Source organism: Cognataquiflexum rubidum, assembly GCF_022538115.1.
Lineage (GTDB): Bacteria > Bacteroidota > Bacteroidia > Cytophagales > Cyclobacteriaceae > Cognataquiflexum > Cognataquiflexum rubidum.
Genome location: NZ_JAKZAL010000023.1, coordinates 37,943 through 58,893, shown reverse-complemented (window position 1 = coordinate 58,893; position 20,951 = coordinate 37,943). Strand labels below are relative to the sequence as shown.

The 20,951-nt window shown below is 41.8% G+C and carries 21 protein-coding genes and 1 tRNA gene; 18 read left to right on the top strand and 4 right to left on the bottom strand.

Annotation, left to right across the window (positions count from 1 at the left end; all coding sequences use genetic code 11):
• The 3 genes from MMU05_RS19520 to MMU05_RS19510 all read right to left on the bottom strand — a co-directional run bounded on the left by MMU05_RS19520 (nt 1) and on the right by MMU05_RS19510 (nt 3,897).
• A complete protein-coding gene (locus MMU05_RS19520; protein ID WP_241143345.1) occupies nt 1-3,210 on the bottom strand; it encodes a DUF1553 domain-containing protein in 3,210 nt (1,069 codons plus the stop codon).
• Nucleotides 3,211-3,572: 362 nt separating this feature from the next.
• Nucleotides 3,573-3,647: transfer RNA gene (locus MMU05_RS19515), tRNA-Arg, on the bottom strand.
• 7 nt (nt 3,648-3,654) lie between these two features.
• The gene (locus MMU05_RS19510; RefSeq protein ID WP_241143344.1) at nt 3,655-3,897 is read right to left on the bottom strand and encodes a GIY-YIG nuclease family protein; all 243 of its coding nucleotides are present in this window, start codon (nt 3,895-3,897) and stop codon (nt 3,655-3,657) included.
• Between the two features lie 242 nt (nt 3,898-4,139).
• Here MMU05_RS19510 and MMU05_RS19505 point away from each other — a divergent pair, with 242 nt between their 5' ends.
• The 11 genes from MMU05_RS19505 (at nt 4,140) to MMU05_RS19455 (ending at nt 15,231) form a co-directional block, all read left to right on the top strand.
• Nucleotides 4,140-4,694 carry a 30S ribosomal protein S16 gene (locus MMU05_RS19505; RefSeq protein ID WP_241143343.1) on the top strand — a complete coding sequence of 185 codons (555 nt, stop codon included), beginning with the start codon at nt 4,140-4,142 and terminating at the stop codon, nt 4,692-4,694.
• A 14-nt stretch (nt 4,695-4,708) separates the two neighbouring features.
• Nucleotides 4,709-5,239 carry a ribosome maturation factor RimM gene (gene rimM, locus MMU05_RS19500; protein WP_241143342.1) on the top strand — a complete coding sequence of 177 codons (531 nt, stop codon included), beginning with the start codon at nt 4,709-4,711 and terminating at the stop codon, nt 5,237-5,239.
• Nucleotides 5,239-5,925 carry a tRNA (guanosine(37)-N1)-methyltransferase TrmD gene (trmD, locus tag MMU05_RS19495; protein WP_241143341.1) on the top strand — a complete coding sequence of 229 codons (687 nt, stop codon included), beginning with the start codon at nt 5,239-5,241 and terminating at the stop codon, nt 5,923-5,925. The genes rimM and trmD overlap by 1 nt, the downstream gene beginning before the upstream one ends.
• Before the next feature lie 88 nt (nt 5,926-6,013).
• Nucleotides 6,014-6,385, top strand: a complete 372-nt coding sequence (gene rplS, locus MMU05_RS19490) for a 50S ribosomal protein L19 (RefSeq protein WP_241143340.1) — start codon at nt 6,014-6,016, stop codon at nt 6,383-6,385.
• A gap of 195 nt (nt 6,386-6,580) precedes the next feature.
• Nucleotides 6,581-7,744, top strand: a complete 1,164-nt coding sequence (locus tag MMU05_RS19485) for a 6-bladed beta-propeller (protein WP_241143339.1) — start codon at nt 6,581-6,583, stop codon at nt 7,742-7,744.
• A 223-nt stretch (nt 7,745-7,967) separates the two neighbouring features.
• On the top strand, nt 7,968-9,503 hold the full coding sequence (gltX, locus tag MMU05_RS19480; RefSeq protein WP_241143338.1) for a glutamate--tRNA ligase: 1,536 nt from the start codon (nt 7,968-7,970) through the stop codon (nt 9,501-9,503).
• Nucleotides 9,504-9,528: 25 nt separating this feature from the next.
• Nucleotides 9,529-9,741 (top strand): hypothetical protein, encoded by a 213-nt coding sequence (locus MMU05_RS19475; RefSeq protein WP_241143337.1) that lies wholly within the window; start codon nt 9,529-9,531, stop codon nt 9,739-9,741.
• A 291-nt stretch (nt 9,742-10,032) separates the two neighbouring features.
• On the top strand, nt 10,033-12,798 hold the full coding sequence (locus MMU05_RS19470) for a carboxypeptidase-like regulatory domain-containing protein (protein WP_241143336.1): 2,766 nt from the start codon (nt 10,033-10,035) through the stop codon (nt 12,796-12,798).
• Nucleotides 12,799-12,838: 40 nt separating this feature from the next.
• The gene (locus MMU05_RS19465) at nt 12,839-13,501 is read left to right on the top strand and encodes a porin family protein (RefSeq protein WP_241143335.1); all 663 of its coding nucleotides are present in this window, start codon (nt 12,839-12,841) and stop codon (nt 13,499-13,501) included.
• A gap of 59 nt (nt 13,502-13,560) precedes the next feature.
• Nucleotides 13,561-14,145, top strand: a complete 585-nt coding sequence (locus MMU05_RS19460) for a NifU family protein (RefSeq protein WP_241143334.1) — start codon at nt 13,561-13,563, stop codon at nt 14,143-14,145.
• 9 nt (nt 14,146-14,154) lie between these two features.
• On the top strand, nt 14,155-15,231 hold the full coding sequence (locus tag MMU05_RS19455; RefSeq protein ID WP_241143333.1) for a DUF3810 domain-containing protein: 1,077 nt from the start codon (nt 14,155-14,157) through the stop codon (nt 15,229-15,231).
• 2 nt (nt 15,232-15,233) lie between these two features.
• Here the strand turns inward: MMU05_RS19455 and MMU05_RS19450 are convergent, their stop codons facing one another.
• Nucleotides 15,234-15,950, bottom strand: coding sequence for a pyridoxine 5'-phosphate synthase (locus MMU05_RS19450; RefSeq protein WP_241143332.1), 717 nt, complete (start codon nt 15,948-15,950; stop codon nt 15,234-15,236).
• A 61-nt stretch (nt 15,951-16,011) separates the two neighbouring features.
• Here MMU05_RS19450 and MMU05_RS19445 point away from each other — a divergent pair, with 61 nt between their 5' ends.
• The 7 genes from MMU05_RS19445 (at nt 16,012) to MMU05_RS19415 (ending at nt 20,948) form a co-directional block, all read left to right on the top strand.
• Nucleotides 16,012-16,461 carry a GatB/YqeY domain-containing protein gene (locus tag MMU05_RS19445; RefSeq protein WP_241143331.1) on the top strand — a complete coding sequence of 150 codons (450 nt, stop codon included), beginning with the start codon at nt 16,012-16,014 and terminating at the stop codon, nt 16,459-16,461.
• A 12-nt stretch (nt 16,462-16,473) separates the two neighbouring features.
• The gene (locus tag MMU05_RS19440; protein ID WP_241143330.1) at nt 16,474-17,013 is read left to right on the top strand and encodes a CvpA family protein; all 540 of its coding nucleotides are present in this window, start codon (nt 16,474-16,476) and stop codon (nt 17,011-17,013) included.
• On the top strand, nt 16,997-17,566 hold the full coding sequence (locus MMU05_RS19435; RefSeq protein WP_241143329.1) for an anthranilate synthase component II: 570 nt from the start codon (nt 16,997-16,999) through the stop codon (nt 17,564-17,566). Before MMU05_RS19440 ends, MMU05_RS19435 begins: the two co-directional genes overlap by 17 nt.
• A gap of 98 nt (nt 17,567-17,664) precedes the next feature.
• Entirely contained in the window at nt 17,665-18,330 is a 666-nt protein-coding gene (locus MMU05_RS19430; protein ID WP_241143328.1) for a CBS domain-containing protein, read from the top strand.
• A 13-nt stretch (nt 18,331-18,343) separates the two neighbouring features.
• Nucleotides 18,344-19,219, top strand: a complete 876-nt coding sequence (locus MMU05_RS19425) for an NAD kinase (protein ID WP_241143327.1) — start codon at nt 18,344-18,346, stop codon at nt 19,217-19,219.
• A 157-nt stretch (nt 19,220-19,376) separates the two neighbouring features.
• Nucleotides 19,377-20,129, top strand: a complete 753-nt coding sequence (porG, locus tag MMU05_RS19420) for a type IX secretion system protein PorG (RefSeq protein ID WP_241143326.1) — start codon at nt 19,377-19,379, stop codon at nt 20,127-20,129.
• Nucleotides 20,130-20,210: 81 nt separating this feature from the next.
• Complete coding sequence (locus tag MMU05_RS19415) at nt 20,211-20,948, top strand: isoprenyl transferase (protein WP_241143325.1); 738 nt, start codon at nt 20,211-20,213, stop codon at nt 20,946-20,948.
• The last annotated feature ends 3 nt before the right edge of the window (nt 20,949-20,951 follow it).

The window sequence follows — 20,951 nt, the reverse complement described above, 5'->3', positions numbered from 1 at the left end:
TTATCTTTTGGTTAGAAAAGCATCTGAATTGATAATGGCACTGGCGGTGACGGCATTGGCCGCAAGATGGAAAGGATCTAAGTCCGGGGGAATCTGATATTCCCCTGAAGCCAACCAGCCTTTCGTTTTATTTTGATCCGATTTGAATTTACGGTATTCATTTTCCCGCAATTCTAGAAGAATTTGAAGCTCCTTAGGATTGGGTTTTCTTCCTGTAAGTCTGCGGAATGTATCTTCTATGGACTTGGAGATTTCCGGATGAGCCAACATCTTTTCACCCAAAACCTTGGAAGCCTCCACAAAAGTCGGATCATTCATCAGTACCAAAGCCTGAAGCGGGGTATTGGTCTCCTGCCTTTTGCTTACCGAAAAACTATGATCAGGGGCATCGAATATAGATAATGTCGGATGGTGGACCGAGCGTTTCCAAATGGTGTACATGCTTCTTCGATAGAGATTTTCCCCTTTATCCTGAACATAGTTGGCTCCATTGACTTTCCAGAGACCCTCAGGTTGGTAAGGAAACACACTTTTCCCTCCAATTGTAGAATTCAGCAATCCTGCAGCAAAAAGCGCATTATCCCGGATCAATTCCGCAGGCAGACGAACCGACGGTCCGCGGGCAAGAAGGTAATTGTCAGGATCCTTTTCCATCAGTTCCGGCCTGTTTTTCGAGGCTTGACGGTAAGTGGCAGAGGTGACAATCAGACGCTGCATGGCTTTCACATCCCAACCGGAATTTTGAAATTCCAACGCCAGCCAATCCAGCAATTCCGGATGGGAAGGCATTTGTCCCTGATTTCCAAAATCCTCGGAAGTAGCCACCAACCCGTTTCCAAAGTAATTTTGCCAAAAACGGTTGACCGCCACCCTTGCTGTAAGTGGATTTTCTATATCCGTCAGCCATTGGGCCAGTCCAAGGCGGTTTTTTGGAAGGTCTTCGCGCATAGGCAAGACACTTTCAGGGGTATTGGGAAAAACTTCCTCTCCCCGCGAATTATATTCCCCACGGGTCAAAATGTAGGTGGGCCGCTTATTGGTTTTGTCCTGCATGACCATCATCTCCGGAATCCGCTCCACAGAATCTGCATAGATTTTTCTTTGGGTAACGACTGCTTTGAGCTTTTCTTTATAAGCCAAAGAATGGTTGTTGAGGTAAAGTTTTTTCAGTGCCTGTTTTTCTTGAGCATCGAATTCGTCCCCGGATTGGGCAAGGATTGATTTATATTCTTCTAACCTAGCAATCTGCAATACTTCAAGGGGCGAAAGTTCTTTGTCATACACACTGACTTCATCCACCAAAGCATCTTTGAGTCCCTTGCCTCTCCACACTGCCCCTACCTGCAAACCAGGCTGTCCCCCCTGAAAAAGGATGTCTTTGTACAGGTTGTCATGGGTAGTTTGGGTAGCCATTTCAAGCCCATTTAGGAATACTTTGAGTCCATTCGCTTTGGAAGAACCGTCATAAGTCATGACTAAATTGATCCATTGGTCCCGGGGAATATCCTGTTCGGTGACTTTGGTGATGGCATTGTATGGAGCGGTGTGCGCCATGAGTAATTCCAATCGGTTGTTTTTGAGACTGAGGTGATATCCACGCCAGTTATAAAGCACTGCGCCCGAACCTTTGTGGAAAATCGCTCCGTCAGTCAAAGACTTGGGGACAGAAATCCAAATACTCACAGAAAAAGGTTCGCTGCGTGAAAAAATACCCGAACCGCCCAAATCCAGCCAGGAATCGCCATTGAGTTTGACAGCTTTTCCTCTAAAACCCTCTACATAGGCGGGTTTCTGGTTTTTCACCTCACTGCTTTCCATTGTTCCTTTTTGGGAAGGATTGAGATTGTTTTGTATGGAGTTTTGGTCAAAAGAATAAAACCCGACCCGACTTGCCGGAAAATCCAGTTTGGCAGTATTTTGAAAGGCTTTGGATGTCAGCCAAGCCTGAAATGCCTCTTCTTCCTTCTCAGCCACTTTTTTCAGTTCCTCTTCCTCCCTGTTTTTTTGGGAAAGCAAGTAGGAAAGCATGTTGTCTTTCTCCGTATCGGTCAAAAGCATCGTCGGAACAGGCATGGCATCATCCCAAGAAATCTGACCGGCCTCATCCACCTGATTGAAAAAACTGCTGAGTTCAAAGAAATTCTTTTGGGAAATCGGATCGTATTTATGGTCATGACACCGCGCACAACCCAATGTCAAAGCCATAAAAGCCTGACCCATGGTACTCGTGCGGTCCACCACATATTCCACCCTAAATTCCTCTTCCACAATTCCTCCTTCCATATTTTGGGGATGAATGCGGTTGAATGCCGTCGCTATCAGCTGTTCTTTGGTAGGATTGGGGAGAAGGTCTCCCGCCAACTGATGGGTGATAAACTGGTCATAAGGTAGGTTTTGGTTGAAAGCCCTGATAACCCAATCCCGATAGGGCGATGCATCCCGATATCGGTCCACAGTGTAGCCATGTGTATCGGCAAACCTCGCAATATCCATCCAATGCATGGCCATTTTCTCACCATAAGGCGCAGAATTTAGCAATCTGTCGACCTGCTTTTCATAAGCATTGGCGGAAGGGTCAGCAAGAAATGCATCTATCTCAGCAAGGCTTGGAGGCAAACCTATCAAATCCAGACTCAATCTTCTCAAGAGCGTTTCCTTATCCGCCTCCTGCGATGGTTTGATTCCTTCCTGTTCCAATTTGCTAAGGACAAAGTGGTCAATGGGATTTTTCGTCCATGATTTATCCTTTACCTTCGGAATGTCATGTTTTTGAGGAGGGATAAAAGCCCAATGCTTTTTGTATTCAGCCCCATCTTCTATCCATTTGATCAGGATGGCCTTTTCTTTTGGAGTCAAGGTCAAATTTGATTCTTGGGAAGGCATCCGGTACTCCGGATCTTCTGAAATGATCCGGTGAAAAAGTTCGCTTTTACGGAGGCTTCCAGGGTGGATGGCTACCTTGCCGGGGGAGTCTTTGAGGGAGGCAAAAGCCATTTCGGGATCGTGCAAGCTTAACCCTGCTTTTTGTGCTGCCAGATCAGGCCCATGACAGGCGAAGCATTTATCCGACAAAATCGGCTTGACATGAATATTGAAATCCAATGCTTCGGGCAATTCCTCATAGGCTGCCTGAACATCCTCAGGGAGTTCAGGGCTACAAGAAATTAAAGAGAAAATAAAGCAGAAGAAACCCAGGATTCTTAATACCATCTGAAATCAAATCACCGGATTAAATTAAGGGAATTTCAAATGAAATCCCACCTGCTATATCCTGTATTGTGGGGCAGTGGTACTTTTAAAGAAATGAATTAATGGTTATTGGTTTATTGGCTATTGGAAAATCAAATCCAATTATCAAATGCGGGTTTTCAGTTTAATAGTCGGAATTCCTTTTTTAAAAAATCAAAAGAAACAAAAAGTCCCTCCATTTCTGAAGGGACTTTTCTTGGTAGCCTCGACGGGAATCCCTGCCTTCCGCAGGCAGGGAACCCATATCTATTGTTTAGGAAACAACATATAAATGTCCATGAACTTTAAATAAAAAATCCCTCCATTTCTGAAGGGATTTTTATTGGTAGCCTCGACGGGAATCGAACCCATATCTATTGTTTAGGAAACAACTATTCTATCCATTGAACTACGAGGCCATTTTTTTTACAACGATTTAAGAAATTCTTTTCCTATTCCCGTTTTAAAATACTTTTCTTTTTCCCTTGCCAATTGGCTAGGTCCAACAAATTCCTTAAAAATCAACTTCCAAGGAATAAAACCTTTTGTTGACTTAGTAATTCCGGAATTATGCTCTTTCAACCGCTTTTCTGGATCATTTGACATTCCAACATAAATCCGACCGTCTTTTTCGCTTTTGATCGCATATACCCAAAATGTCGAACCCATATCTATTGTTTAGGAAACAACTATTCTGTCCCTGCCTACCGGCAGGCAGGCATTGAACTACGAGGCCATTTGCACTTGTAAAGATTCTCTCGCCTCTAAATCAGGTCGCAAGTTAAATCAATTCCCTCCATTTCCGCAAATAATATTAGGGTCATTTGTTCATTTCATTTTTAATACGCTATCTTTGCAGTCCAAAATTTAAGATGGACGGGATCCATCAATTCACTAAATATCAAATTAATATGGCAGTAAAAATCAGATTATCGCGTAGAGGCAGAAAAAAAATGGCCATCTATGACGTTGTAGTAGCTGATGCTAGAGCTCCACGTGATGGACGCTTTATCGAAAAAATCGGGACTTATAACCCCAACACTGACCCTGCATCCATCAACATCAACAATGAGCGCGCTCTTAAATGGTTGTTGAACGGTGCGCAGCCGACTGATACAGTAAAGGCTATGCTTTCTTACAGAGGTATATTGTTGCAAAAACACCTTCAAATCGGTGTATTGAAAGGCGCGATCACACAAGATCAGGCAGATGCTAAATTCGAAACCTGGAAATCTTCTAAAGAAACTGCCATAGGTGGTAAAGTGGATAGATTGACCAAAGAAAAAGAAGACGCAAAAACCAAGGCATTTGAAGCTGAAACAGCTAAAAACCAAGCCCGTCTTGACGCCATCAAGAAAAGAGAAGATGACGCTATCGCTGCTGCTACTCCAAAAGTAGAAGAAGCTCCTGCGGCCGAGGTTGAAGCACCTGAAGCAGCTGCTGAAGGCGAAGAAACCCAAGCTTAATACCCCTTTACGCCATGAACAAAGACAATTGTTTCCAATTGGGCTACGTGTCCAAAGTTCATGGGCTTCATGGTGAAGTTACGGTAGTCCTGGATGTAGATTTTCCGGAAGACTACGAAGAACTGAAGCATGTCTTCATCGAGCAAAAAACCAGGTTAGTCCCTTTCTTTATTGAGCATTTTGTCTCCCAACCGAACAACAAGGTGCTTGCAAAATTTGAGGATTTTAACACGGTGGACGATGCAAGCAAACTCGTAGGATCGGCTTTATTCCTTCCGATGAGCGAATTGCCCGAGCTTGGAGAAGACCAATACTATTACCATGAATTGGTAGGATTTGAGGTAATCGATGATTCCCTCGGACTTATCGGAGAGGTTAAAGTCATTTATGACATGGAAACCCAGGATTTATTGGGCGTCGAACATAAAGGAAAAGAGGTCTTGATACCCATTCAAGACCAGATTATCCAGAAAGTCGACAAGGCAGCTAAGAAAGTTTACTGCTCCCTGCCCACAGGATTGATTGACATATATTTGGAAGACTGATGCGCATTGACATCATTTCAGTTGTTCCCGGATTGTTGGAAGGCCCTTTTTCACATTCGATTCTCAAAAGAGCGGAAGAAAAAGGTTTGGCCACGGTGAGGGTCCACAACCTGAGGGATTATGCTGGCGGCAAACAAAAGCAAGTCGACGACTATGCATTTGGAGGCGGTGCCGGGATGGTCATGATGATAGAACCCATCGCAAAGTGCATCGAAGCACTCAAGAGCGAAAGGGAGTATGATGAGGTCATTTACATGACACCTGACGGAAAGAAATTTGACCAGCGAATGGCCAATGAACTTTCTCTCAAGGAAAACTTCATCATCCTGTGTGGACACTATAAAGGTGTCGACGAAAGGGTCAGACTGAAATGGATAACCAAAGAAATCAGCATCGGTGATTATGTCCTCTCCGGAGGCGAATTGGCCGCAGCGGTGGTGACAGATGCCATTATCAGGTTGATTCCGGGAGTTCTCAATGACGAAAGTTCGGCATTGACAGATTCCTTCCAAGATGGGCTTTTGGCCCCACCGGTATATACCAGACCCGCAGACTATGAGGGAATGAAAGTACCGGAAATATTAATGTCAGGACATCAAGCCAAAATAGATATCTGGAGATTTGAAGCATCGGTTCGCCGAACCAAAGAAAGAAGACCGGACCTTCTCGAAGGAAAAGAACTCTGAGGCGATATATGTAAGAAAGTAATATCATTGAGTCTAACAAAAGATTGCGCCGAGGCGCAGTCGCTACAAGCACATAAAATATACAGCTATGAGCGAACTACTTAAAATTGTAGAAGCGGAATACAGCGAGGCGAGAGCCAAATTCCCTTCTTTCAAAGCAGGAGATACCATCAACGTCCACGTGAAAATCACCGAAGGTAACAAAGATCGTATCCAGCAATTCCAAGGCACCGTCATCCAGAGAAAAAATCCAAATACAAACGGAGAAACTTTCACTGTAAGAAAAGTATCAAACGGTGTAGGTGTGGAAAGAATTTTCCCTATCATCTCTCCAGCCATCGACAAAATCGAATTGATGAGAGAGGGTAAAGTGAGGAGAGCTAGATTGTACTACCTAAGAGGTCGTCAAGGAAAGTCTGCCAAAATCAAAGAAAAAATCAGACACAGAAAAGACGCTTAACTGTCTTTTTCTCAAAAAGGGAATCCAAACGGGTTCCCTTTTTTTGTTATTGATTAAGATTTTTCAAAGAAAATCCTTTTCAAGTCCTAATTAATCAATAGTTTTAAACAAGCACTTATCTGAATTGACAATTGTGAAGACCTTATAAAATAAAATTTCATTTAAGCGATCTTATTTCCATTTGGAGAAATAGCTATGAAAAATATTTATGCATTCTATATTTTACTTTTTTTCTTATCCTGTAAATCAGACAAGTCAATGGATGTTTCGGGTATAATTTCCATCCCGGTTGACATTAATCAAAGTGAACCAGCCTTAATGTCCAAACATTTTGAGAGTATTGAATACATTTTACTTGATTATGATGATTCTTTGCCCATTGCGCGACCAACATATATAAAGTTTTTTGAAGAAGACATTTTCGCACAGGATAGAGGTCTTGATAATATCATTCAATTTAACCGTAATGGTGAGGTAAAAAGAATCTTTCAGTCAACAGGAATTGGTGGACCAGGGGAGTTTATGCAGGTAGAAAATTTCCAAGTACGTGAGGACACACTTTTGATTTCAGATGCAAGGCAAAATAAAATACTTGCATTTTCACATGAGGGGGAACATTTATTTACTGAAAAATCTCCTTACAGATTAAGTGATGTATTTTACACCCCAAATTTTCAGTTGTATCATCTTAATAATGCTCCCGAAAGCCAAGATAGGAGTAATTTTATAAGAATTTCCCCAGATACAACAATTGGATGGTATCCCATTCGAACAGGTTATGAAAATTATATGTTTCGAACTATTCATGGATTTTATACAGACCCATTTTCAAGAGATATTCTTTTTAATGTTCCTTTATCATATGATGTTATTCTATTTGATTATAAAGGCCACTTTCGGAAAATCCTTCAATTTGATTTTAAACAAGGTGCAATTTCAGATGACCTTAGGTTAAGGATAAAAGAAATACCGAATAGAAACGAATTCATGAAGGAGCAAAAACTTGTAGAATTTTTGCATTGCTTCTTCCCATTTTCTGATCAATATTTTCTTGGATTTAATAGGCGTGGTGATGGAAACTATTTTATTTTTTTAGATAAGAATTTTAAAATTAAGTCTCAAATAAGTCGATTCGTCAATGATTTAGATGGTATGGAAATCAGGAATATTCCTTGGACATTTACAGAAGATGAAATTGTATATATGATTCCTTCTCTTGATTTTTATGATGATTTTAAAAAAAGTGAAGATAATATCCTTAAGATAGATGCTGAGGCACCTATTTTAGATTTTGTTAAAAGAAACAAATCTAGGTTAGAAGATGACAGGTATGTGTTGGTGGTTCTTAAAGTAAAATGAGTTCTACTTTTATTTCTATTTTCCTAAATTTAAAGTATTTCATTTTATTGCTAATAATAACAATTTCAAGAAATGTAGCCTAGAGAAAACAATCACTATATTCTTTCCTATCATTATTAGTGATTACAAGGTATCCCTATCTTTTCCTATCTTTGCAGCCTCAAAATAGATAACCTTACAACCAATTGTACTATCAAGGGTTGTAAAAAGATAATCCTATACCATGAACAAAGAAGTACGTGTAAGATTTGCACCCTCTCCTACCGGAGCTTTACATATCGGCGGAGTGAGAACCGCTCTATACAATTACCTATACGCTAGAAAAACAGGAGGCAAATTCCTTCTTCGAATTGAGGATACAGACCAAAACAGGTTTGTGCCCGGAGCAGAAGAATATATCAAAGATGCATTGGATTGGCTAGGGATATCACCTGATGAGAGTCCTTGGAATCCGGGTAACAGTTCTCCCTACCGACAGTCCGAGAGGAAACCGATGTACATGCAGTATGCAATTGACCTGATCGAAAAAGGGCATGCATATTATGCATTTGACACTTCTGAGGAATTAGATGCGATGCGGGAAAGGCTGACTGCCGCAAGGGTTGTGTCTCCTCAGTATAATTCTATCACCAGAACCCAAATGAAAAACTCGCTCACTCTTCCTGAAGATGAAGTGAAGGCGAAGTTGGCTTCCGGTGAAGCCTACGTCATCCGTGTGAAAATCCCGAGAAAAGAAGAAGTGAGATTGCATGACCTGATCCGTGGTTGGGTCATGGTACATTCCAGTACTTTGGATGATAAAGTCTTGATGAAATCTGACGGCATGCCCACTTACCATTTGGCCAATATCGTAGATGACCACCTGATGAAAATCACCCATGTCATTCGTGGTGAAGAATGGCTTCCTTCCGCACCATTGCACGTATTGCTATACAAATATTTTGGTTGGGAAGCTACCATGCCGGAATTTGCGCATTTACCGCTTTTGCTAAAGCCTGACGGAAATGGGAAGCTATCCAAAAGAGATGCAGACAAACATGGTTTTCCGGTATTCCCGATGGATTGGAAAGATCCGAATTCAGGTGAAACAGCCATGGGATTCCGCGAAGGGGGTTACCTTCCTGAAGCCATGTTGAACTTCTTGGCTTTCTTGGGATGGAACCCGGGCGACCACAAGGAGATTTTTAGCTTGGAAGAATTGGTAGACGCATTTTCGATTGAAAGAATCGGCAAATCAGGTACAAAATTTGATATCAATAAGGCAAAATGGTTCAATGAACAATACCTCCGAGCCAAGTCAGATGAAGAATTGGCAGCTTATCTTATAGCTGACATCGAAAAAGAAGGGCTTTCTGTAGACAAAGAAAAAGCGGCGAAAATAGCGCAGGTGATGAAAGAAAGAGCAACTTTCCCAGCGGACCTTTGGAAAGAAGGAAAGTTTATGCTGATCGCACCGACTTCATTCGACGATGAGATTGCAGGAAAGAAATGGAATGCCGAAGTCGTCACCGTATTGGCAACTTACATAGAAAAGCTAGCGACCCATACTGGAGACTTCACCCCTGAAATAGCAAAGGCTGTTCTTGAGGAATCCGCAGAAGCCAATGGCATCAAATTGGGTAAAGTCATGCAGGCAGTACGCTTGGCAGTGACCGGAGTGGGTGCAGGGCCGGATCTGATGGCTGTATTTAGCATTATCGGAAAAGAGGAATTGTCCAAGAGGATCAAATTTGCCTTGGACACTTTACAGGTACGCTGATTTATTCAAATAAGAAAAAACTCCCATGGCTAAAAAACCTAAAAAAGAAGAAACCGCAAAAGTCCACAAAGACCTGGAAGGTTTTAAGATGAACATCGATACTTTTGGAGAGATTTCAAGTACTTTCTCCATCGATAAGCTTAATGAATTCCTAAACAAAAATGTCGATGACAAAAAGCTCAAAGACAGGGAAGACATTGAAGAAATCAAGGAAGGTAAAGGGAAAAAGAAAAAATAAATTGTGAGTATCCGCCATGTTGCACATTGGACTTGAGGAGACTTTATCGGGTGCGGATACTCGTCCACAATCGATAGTCCACTGTCCACAAAACCGTTAATCGTTCCTCAACCATTATTTGTTTGGCTACTTGCAATAAAGCGGTTATACATAATACAAATTTCTCTATTTTCTTCCCAACAGAAAATGAAGGCACAAAATCTTTATGGTTTTGTGCTTTTTTTTGATCCAATCTTTTCCGTTGACCGTATTAACCTTTATATTTCGCCTTAAATATTAGTAGAATTCAATATGAAAGACTTCACACTTATTTTTTTTCTGTTTCTGATTCCATTTACAGGATTTGCCCAAACAACAGGTACAATTACAGGAAAAGTCACTGATAGTAAATCTGGTGAAGCCCTTCCTTTTTGTAATGTTTTTATCAATAACACCACTCTTTCGACTGTCACTGACTTGGACGGAAATTTTACCTTGGCCAATGTTCCCGAAGGAGAGATCGAAGTTGCCTTTTCTTTTATCGGATACCAAGCTGTCCAAAAACCAGCTTCTATCAAACCCGGAGGACAATTTATTCTCAATGTCAGCATGGTTTCTTTTGAACAGGAACTCTCAGATGTCGAAATCAAAGCGACAAGAGACAAGGCTTGGGAAAGGGAGTTGAGAAGGTTCAAAAATCTATTTTTGGGAAATGATAACCTTGCTTCACAATGCGAAATCCTCAATCCATGGGTCATTGAATTTTCCGAAGACAATACTACAAACAGCTTCCGGGCCACCGCTATCCAACCCATAGAAATAAAAAATAACGGACTAGGATACAACCTCACGTTTGACCTTAAGGAATTCTATTTTACTCCCCAATACTACATCATCGCCGGTGCGACGAGATTTGTCGAAATGGACACCACGGACCAAAACCTTAAACAATCCTGGCAAAAAAACCGAGAGGAAACTTACAAGAAGTCTCCTGCCAACATGTTCAGGGCAATGATCCAAAACCAGCACAACCAAGAAGGATTCATGCTCTATGCCAACAAGCCCGGAGGCGCTGAAACCTTGAACATGCGCTCGGACATCTTTGCAAATGAACTGGGAAAATCAGTCATTGAATATAAACCGGAAACCCTCGTGACTCCCGGTAAGAGACCTGGGGATTACAGAATTTATCTGAAAGGAAGAATCGAAATTCATTATGAAAAAGGCTATAGCACCGTCAACACCTACAAGGACGCTCCCTATCCCATTTCTTGGATTGAGGTCAATGGCAATTACGTCAATATCAACTCAAACGGTATCGTTCTAAACCAAAAGGATGTGACATTCTCAGGAGATATGGACAAAAGAAAAGTCGCCACGCTCCTTCCCATGGACTATAATCCGCCCTTTTCTTTGGAATCGAATACCCAAATGGCAAAAGATGCGAATGGGCTCCAAGAGAAAGTTTACCTCCACCTAGATAGGCCATTTTACTATCAGGGAGATCAGCTGTTTTTTAAAGCCTACCTCAATTACGCCAACCCAACCCTCAAAAAAGAACTGAGCAAGGTGTTGTATGTAGAACTGATTTCTGAAAACAGGGATATACTTATTCAGAAAAAAATCAAAATCGAAAATGGGCAGGCTATAGGGGATATGTTTTTGCCCGACACACTCAAACAGAAAAAATATTATTTGAGATCCTACACTACTTGGAACAGGAACTATGGCCCTGACACCTACTTTGTCAAAGCTGTGGCAGTCCTAAGTCCTTATGATAGGATAACAGATTCCAAAACAGAAGAAGAACCAATGTCACAGATTGTGGGTACATTCCGGCCTGACAAAAACGAATACGAAACCAGAGAAAAAGTAAGCCTCGAGGTTTTTTTGAAGGATAAAAAGGGGAATCCCATTTCCGCCAATCTCTCTGTTTCGGTGACGGATAATCATTATGTAACTCCAATTACCTTAACTCCTACGATTCTGAATGGATTGACCATCAAAGAAATCCCCAGACATATCACTACGGACAAATTCACCTATCCCATCGAAAAGGACATGAATATCTCCGGGCAATTTCTCAATGACAAAGGCAAACCTGAAGCAATCCCCTTCACGGCCTATTTCAATAATTTTGCGGCGTCGCTTGATCTTCAGTCGGATACCGAAGGTAAATTCAATCTGGAAGAAATGGATTTCTATGGACCTTTAGATTTCACCTTTATGGCCCTGGACAAAAAAGGAAATTCTTTTGGCAAATTCCAGATCACGCCACGTTTGAATCCTCCGTTTTTTGTGCCTGACTATGTCAAAATGCCAAATATAACCACAGTCCAAACCCCCATATTTCCCTTGGTAGAAGAGGTGGATAAAACGATAGAGCTAGATCAGGTCACTGTAGATGAGGAGAAGGGCAATTCAAAAACCATGGCTATCTATGGGCGTGCAGATCATGTAGTTCAGGGAGATATTTTGATGCGGGGAGGAAACTCGACAGACCTCTTACTTAGCCTCAAGCCTTATATTCCGGGCATGGCAGTCAATACTTTTGGGCAGGTGACGTTAAGGGGTGGAGCCACATCAGGGACTAATTCACTCGAACCTATGGTGATGGTGGATGGTGCCATTCTTCCGGGAAACAGTGCCGCTTCCAACATCAATTCCATCAATCCCAATGATGTGGAAAGGATAGAAGTCGTGACAAGAATGGCTTCCATCATGGGTGATATGGGTAGAAACGGGGTGATTGCCATATACCTTAAAAAAGGAACACAGCCATCTCCGATACTGAACACTGCCACGGCAAATATGAACACCATAGTGGTCGAGGGATTTTCTGTCCCAAATAATTTCTATCAGGTAAGCCATGAAAATGCGGACGAATTCCCGATCGGACCAGACCATAGGGCAACTCTTTATTGGAATCCTTACGTCATCACTGACAGTGAAAAGGGTGCTTTCCGGATAGAATTCTTTATGAATGACAACCCTAGTCCTAAATCGGTGATTGTGGAAGGTGTTGCCATCGATGGGACACCGGTGAGAGCAACATTTGTAATTCCGGCAGGAAAATGATTTTGTGCATGATTTGAAAATCAAATGCCTATTTTTGAGCATGGGAAAAGTTATATTCTACATCACTGTATTGTCTCTCTTGGTTTTACCTGTTTTGGTCCAGGGACAGACAAGTTTTGGAATCAGGGGAGGATATTCTGTTTCATCCATGAGCTACCGAACGAGTGCGGGAAGACCTCAGATCAGTACAAGCGGAATCAGTGCGCCTACTTTCGCTTTTGTCATGGAGCACTTTTCAGGCAAGAATGCAGGGATTCAGATTGAGGTGCAGTACCTTACCTTGGGTTTCTCCCAAACAGACACCTTACTCAAAGGAACCAACAGGACTGAGTTGAACTATCTGAAAATGCCGGTGCTGTCCAACTTCTATGTAGGCAAAGGAGGGAGATTTCATATCAAGATCGGACCTCATTTTGGATATTTGTTGAACGCTACCGACGTAAGCAGGGATTTTGAAGGACCATTATTTCTTCCTACCTATGGACAGCCTGGGGACGATCCCCGGAGATTTATGTACGGACTTACCGGTGGTGCAGGGCTTTCTACTTTGTTTGGAAAAAGTACCCTAGAGGGCGATTTGCGGCTTTCCTATGAGTTTGGAAGACCTGAAACCCAAGACAGGATTTTTGATATGACTTCCACCAATATAGAGCTCACAATAACCTATTTATTTCAGGCATTAAAATCTAAATCCCAAAATTGAAAACCAAAGGAACTTATCCTAGGTTTTGGTGGTATGTTAGGTACTTAACTCAAACAGATATGCTGCAAGCGCAAAAAAGACCGGTCCATATTTACATGGAGGCAAATCCAAATCCCAATTCTTTGAAATTTGTAGTCAACTTTATGTTGACAGATGAAGGCGTCAGCTTTGATTTCCCTGACCAATCAAGTACAAGTACCTCTCCTTTGGCAAATGAATTGTTCAATTTTGCCGCTGTGGACAGGGTTTTTATCACATCCAATTTTGTGACTGTCACCAAGAAAGATGAGATTGAATGGGTAGAAATCCAGGACATTGTCCGTGACCATATCAAAAAATATTTGGAAGCAGGAAAATCTGCTCTCGTTATTTCTTCCTTCGAAAAGGACCCACTTTTCAATGAAAATGATTCCGAAACAGTAAAGAAGATCAAAGGAATTTTGGATGAATATATTCGTCCGGCCGTGGAACAGGACGGCGGCGCCATTGTTTTTCACAGTTTCAATGAAGGGATTGTGAAAGTATTGCTTCAGGGAAGTTGCTCCGGATGTCCTTCCAGCACCATCACCCTCAAAGCAGGAATCCAAAATTTATTGACAAGGATGCTTCCCGAGGTCAAAGAAGTTCAGGCAGAAGGGGTTTAAGTATTTCTGATGCTGAGAGGAAATTGGACTTGGACATTGTTAGGCCTGATCAGCTTGGTGATCAGGCACTTTGCTGTAAAATATCCTGAGAAAACCGAAGCCATATATTCCAGGGCTTTTTTCCCTGGGATCAGAAATGTCATTGACCTCTCCCTTTCTTTGCTTCCCTTTGCTACGGTTTATATCTTTTTGGCATCTTTAATCTTTTTCATCGGTTTTTATTTTTATCGCCTGAATCAGACCGCAGGTTGGAAAAAAAAGCTCGGTTATTCTATCCGTTCCTTGTTCAATTATTTGGGTGCCATTGTTTTCTTTTTCCTGATACTTTGGGGTTACAATTACCAAAGGATTCCGATTTTCCAACAAGTTGGTCTCAATCCAATTCCCCTCAGTGAGGAACAGCTTATCAAAGAAACCGAACTGACGAGAAACATCCTCGGTCAGCTTAGATACAATATCGAAGAAGATACCATTGCCATAGAAAAAACCATAGAGTATCCCGACCTGGAAAAATTGGTAAGGGCAAACATGCGTGAGAACCTCTATTTGTTAGGATTGAATTTTACAGGAAATCCAAGGACAAAGCAATTCTATCCTGCAGGATTCATGCGGAAAATGGGGATTTTGGGAATCTATTTCCCTTTTACAGGAGAAAGTTACATCGACCCCACTTTGCACCATCTCGAAAAACCCTTTACCATTGCCCACGAAATGGCACACAGCTATGGCGTGACAGACGAGGGTGAAGCCAATTTTATTGCCTGGGTGATCTGTACCAATTCCGATGATCCATTGTTGCAATATTCTGGGCAGCTGAGGTTATTGAAATACCAGATGAATGACATGTACAGAATGTCAAAGGATCTGTTTAAAGAGTTTTATAAAACCCTTCCCGCCGGCATCAGAAATGATTTGATTTCTATTCAAAAAGAAAATGAAAAAATAAAACCATTGAACTTGGAGATCAGCCGAAAATCCAATGACCTTTTTTTGAAAACCCAAGGGGTGAAAGCCGGTATCAACAGCTACCAACAATTACCCATGTTGGCTTATGCCTGGAGAAACAGTCTGAAGGATGGGTTTTGACCTCAGATCTCCAACTGCCTTCTGTACATCTGAATGGTATTTTCCAATCCATAATACAAAGCATCGCAAATCAGGGCATGCCCAATGGAAACTTCGTCCAAAAAGGGAATGCTTTCTTTCAAAAACCTAAGGTTATGGAGGTCCAAATCATGACCCGCATTCAATCCCAAGCCAAGGTCTTTTGCCAACAAAGCGACTTCTACATAAGGCTTTACTGCAGCATGCCTGTCAGTGGGGAAATACGTCGCATAGGGTTCAGTGTATAATTCGACCCGGTCTGTTCCGGTATTTTTGGCAGGTTCAAAAAATTTTGATTCGGGATTGATAAAAATGGAAACCCTTGCCCCATATTCATGAAGCTCTTCGACTATGTCTCTCAGAAAAAGTCGGTTGGTAATCGTGTCCCAACCGCTATTTGAAGTGATGGCGTGTGGCGGATCCGGAACCAAAGTCGCCTGTGCAGGTTTCACAGACCGGATCAAGTCCATAAACCTTTGGTCTGGATATCCTTCAATGTTGAATTCCGTAGTGACTACCTTGGCAAGGTCAATCACATCTTGGTATCGGATATGTCTTTCGTCCGGTCGTGGATGCACAGTAATACCTTGAGCACCAAACCGCTCTGCGTCCAAAGCCACTTGAACTACATTCGGATTATTACCGCCACGGGCATTCCTGAGGGTGGCGATTTTGTTAATATTTACGCTCAGTTTGGTCATTTTCCTAGATTAAAAGATATTTTTGTGACAAATTTACACCTATAACACAAAGAACAAGACAATGGGTTTAAAGGCAAGTGTAGAAAGTGAAATAAAAAATGCCATGCTCGCAAGAGACAAGGACAGGCTGAGGGCATTGAGAGCAATCAAATCGCTGATTCTCTTGGAAGAAACCAAAGAAGGCGCCGGCGCTGAGCTTTCCAAAGAAGATGAAATGAAGCTTTTGACCAAAGCGGCAAAGCAAAGGAAAGATTCAGCTGACATCTACAAGCAACAAAACAGAGAAGACCTCTATGCGGTGGAAATGGCTGAACTGGAGATTATCGGTGAGTTTTTGCCGAAACAATTGACCGAAGATGAACTCGTTGCAGAATTGAAAGCCATCATTTCTGAATCAGGTGCATCCGGTGCCAAAGACATGGGCAAAGTAATGGGACTCGCGTCAAAAGCCCTTGCAGGAAAGGCAGATGGCAAAGCGATCTCCACGAAAGTTAAAGAACTTCTTTCTTAAACATATCTTATTATGCTTGACCTGATCATAGTGGTGATTTTGGCAATAGGTATATATGAGGGCTTCAAGGAAGGGCTCTTTATCGGTCTTCTTTCTATAGTTGCTTTTGTTTTTGCTTTGATCTTAGCCTTTCATCTGATGAACTGGGGTGCTGAGTTCCTTTCCAAAAGGGTGGATGAGATGACCTTCATGTTACCCTTTGTGGCTTTTATATTGATATTTTTTGGGGTAATTCTGATCATCCGTGGATTGGCTTTTTTGGTAAAACAGTCTCTGGATTTTACCATTCTTGGATCTATGGACAATGTTGCCGGCGGTATCTTGGGTTTTTTCAAAAGTGTGTTTTTACTCAGTCTTTTTATCTGGATTGCAGGTTCTTTTGAATATTCTGTCCCGAAAGACTGGATCAGGGATTCCAAAATATATTCCTACGTAGAACCCATTGCTCCTGTGACGATCGATGCTTTGGACGGATATACACCCATTATCAAAAAGACGGTTATCGCTTTTCAGGAAATAGTGAAAAAAACCGCCGATGATCTTATTGATTGATAATTTTGATTCTTTTTCCCATATCCTAGCAGACTATTTGAGGCAAACAGGCATTGAACTTGAAATTGTCCGAAATGATATTCCTCTCAGCCAAATCACCAATAAAAACTGGGAAGCCTTGATCCTTTCCCCAGGCCCGGAATCTCCGACAAAGGCGGGCAATCTGATGAAAATCCTCGATTGGTATGTAGGGAAACTGCCCATTCTTGGAATTTGCCTCGGACATCAAGCCATAGGCGAATATTTTGGGGGAAAGTTGACGAAAGGCGAAAAACCTGTCCATGGAAAAGTCCATGCCGTATATCAGACCAATGACCACGAAATCCTGATCAGCTTACCAAAAACCTTTTTGGTGACAAGATACCATTCACTCGAAATCAAAAATCCGCCGGATTGCCTTCAGGTCCTTTTGAAAACTGAAAATGGTGAAATCATGGCTATGGCGCATAAAACACTGCCCATTCTCGGGATTCAATACCATCCTGAAGCTTACCTGACTCAATTTGGTAAGGAAATAATCATGAATTGGCTTCGTTTCTCAAAAATCTCCTAAAATATTATTAATACTATATTCGCTAATCTTTGTTCATTCCAAACTTGTCTGATAGAAGCTTCGTTTTATATTCCGAATCCTTTTAATATATTTAGTGCATGCAGGCCTACGAATTTATCAATAACCTTATTCCTCCCTTAAAACTCAATGACAAGGTGGCATTGGCTTTAAACTGGATGGAGGAAATCAGGACTGATATTCTGCCTGTGGTGGATGAAAGCCGATTTATGGGTTTTGTTACCGAGGAGCTGGTTTTTTCGCTCAACGATCCGGAGAATACCTTCGCAAATATTCCCCTGGAAAACATTTCCTGTTTTGTGTACCAGGACAAGCACATCTACGATGTCATCAAAGTAGCCTCCGAATACCATTCAAATATGATCGCTGTGGTCGATAGGGAAAATCATTACTTGGGTGTAGTGACCATGGAAGACGCCATCAGCGCATTTGCAGATTCTCTTTCCATCCAATCCGCCGGGGCAGTATTGGTACTTTCCATGAATATGACCGACTACAGTCTGTCTGAAATTTCCCGGATCATCGAATCAGAAAATACCAAAATTCTGAGCAGCTTTCTATCCTCTGACCCATTGGATGATTCCAAAATCAAATTGACCCTGAAGCTTGACAAAACTGAACTGAGGCATGTCAAAGCCACCATAGAGCGATTTGGCTACAGGATTCTTGACCATTTCCAAGAAGAGGAAGGTGTCAACGGAGAGCAAGAACGAATAGACAACTTATTCAGATTTTTACAGATCTAACCCCTATCCACCCATGAAAATCACTTTACACGGGATAGGTGTACAAAGAGAGTTTTTTCCTCAGATCAGTCTTCTTTTCGACATTTTGAAGAGAAAGAATATTGACATCAACCTCACAGAATCGCTCCTGAAATCCCTCAAAAAAAACGCATTCCCCACAAAAGGATTGAAATCCCTCAATCAAAAAGACACTATCAAAGAATCTGATTTTGTTATTTCTATCGGTGGGGACGGTACATTATTGGATACAGTTTGTCTAGTAGGCAAACTTGAAATTCCGATCCTTGGGGTCAACACCGGCAGATTGGGATTTTTGGCAACGGTGGCAAAAGAAAATATTGAAAGTAGTATTGAAGAGCTAAGTTCAGGTTCTTTCGCCGTAGAATCAAGATCTCTGCTCCAGCTTGAATCTGATGTCCCCCTTTTCAATGGGCTTAACTTTGGATTGAATGAGTTCACGATCCACAAAAGGGACACCTCTTCCATGATCACTGTCCATACCTATATCAATGACCTGTATCTAAACAGCTATTGGGCGGATGGACTGATTATAGCCACACCGACGGGATCGACTGGGTACTCTTTGAGCTGTGGCGGTCCTTTGATTACTCCGGGGGCTAGGAATTTTGTCATCACGCCTGTCAGTCCGCACAACCTGAACGTACGCCCGATAGTAGTATCGGATGACAATGAAATCAGCTTCAAAATAGAAGGACGGAGTGAGAAGTTCCTCATATCGTTGGATTCCAGATCAACGCCTATTGATGCTTCAGTAAAATTGAAAGTGAAAAAGGCTGGATTTTCAGCAAAATTGGTCAAATTCGCATCATACAGTTATTTTGATACACTCCGTCAAAAACTCAATTGGGGCTTTGATATGAGAAATTAAGTAATTAATTACCCTCTTCAATTAAATAACATGCAGGATTACAGGGATTTACACTGATTTTCTTTGGAAAAAGGACTCTTCATCATTAACAAAAATTAACCCCGTAAATACTTATATGGGTTTTTATATCGTTGTCCAGTTCATAAATTGCATCGTCTTGAAAAAGAATAAGTTTTGGATTTTGTCTTTGTCATTTCTTTTGGCTTCTCTGGTTTTGTTAAAACCTGAAAACTCAATCGCACAAAAGTATGATGCAGGCGGAGGATTTGGGGTAGCCACCTATTCGGGTGATATTATCAGACGACTCGATCCAAATCAGATCGGACTTCAGGGGACGTTGTTTGGCAGACGAAATTTTGACAATGTATGGTCACTCCGGGGAGGATTGTCTTTTGCGCGGCTCAATGCTGCAGACAGCATCAATCCCATCGATCCCGTCATGGCATTTAGGAATGCGGGCTTCAATGGTTCTCTTTTCGAGGCTTCGGTGGTCATGGAATATCATTTCCTGGATTTCACTAACAGGTTTGCCGAATACAGGTTTTCCCCATACGGATTCTTGGGATTGGGTTTTGCCGGTTTTGTTGGTAAGGGAAGGAAATTCGAAGAAGATCCTAATCCCACAGGATACAACGTAGGCACCCCTGTGATTCCGTTTGGAATAGGCATCAAATACAAGCTTTCAGAGAAATGGATCTTAGCAGCCGAGTTTGGCGCAAGAGCGACATTTACAGATGCTATAGACAAACTGTATGGAGAAGAGCTTTTTATTCCGCGCTTTCCGGATCCAAATAATCCAAATGCCTTGAAGGGTTATAACTATGGCAATTACAGTGATAAGGACTGGTACTACTTTTTAGGCCTTACCATCAGCTACACTTTCAGCACGGTAAAATGTTATTCTTATTAATTTCTACCAAAAATAGAATATTGAAAAAGAAATAGCATTTTTGTACCTCCAAAAAACGAAGGCTTTTCGTAATCCTACGAAATGAAAGAATCATTGAACAAAGAAAAAATCCCCCAACACATTGCTATTATCATGGATGGGAATGGACGCTGGGCCCAACAAAAAGGGGCCATGAGAGTCTTTGGGCATAAAAACGCCATTACGGCGGTGCGAGAATCCATTGAAGGTGCAGGGGAAGTCGGCGTAAAATACCTGACCTTATATGCTTTTTCCACGGAAAACTGGTCAAGACCTGAAGATGAAGTCACGGCACTCATGGAGCTATTAGTGGATACCATCTCAGGGGAAGTCCCCAACATGATGAAAAACAATATCAGGCTTCTTTCAATCGGGGATATTGAAAGTCTGCCAAGGAAAGCCAAAGAAAAGCTGAATGAAGCCACTGGCCTGACCGCTTCAAATACAGGCCTTACGGTTGTATTGGCGCTGAGCTACAGCGGAAGGTGGGAAATCCAGCATGCTATCAAATCCATTGTCAAAAAAGTAGTAGATAACCAACTTCAGATTGAAGACATTACGCAGGAAGCAATTGCTGCACATTTGAACACCAAAAACATTCCTGATCCGGAACTACTGATCAGGACAAGCGGAGAAATTAGGATCAGTAATTTTCTCCTTTGGCAATTGGCCTATACAGAGCTGTATTTTACAGAGGTGTTGTGGCCGGATTTTAGAAAAGAGCACCTTGTAGAGGCCATTCTCGATTATCAGAAAAGAGAAAGAAGATTTGGCAAAACGGGGGCTCAGATTAAACCTTAATTT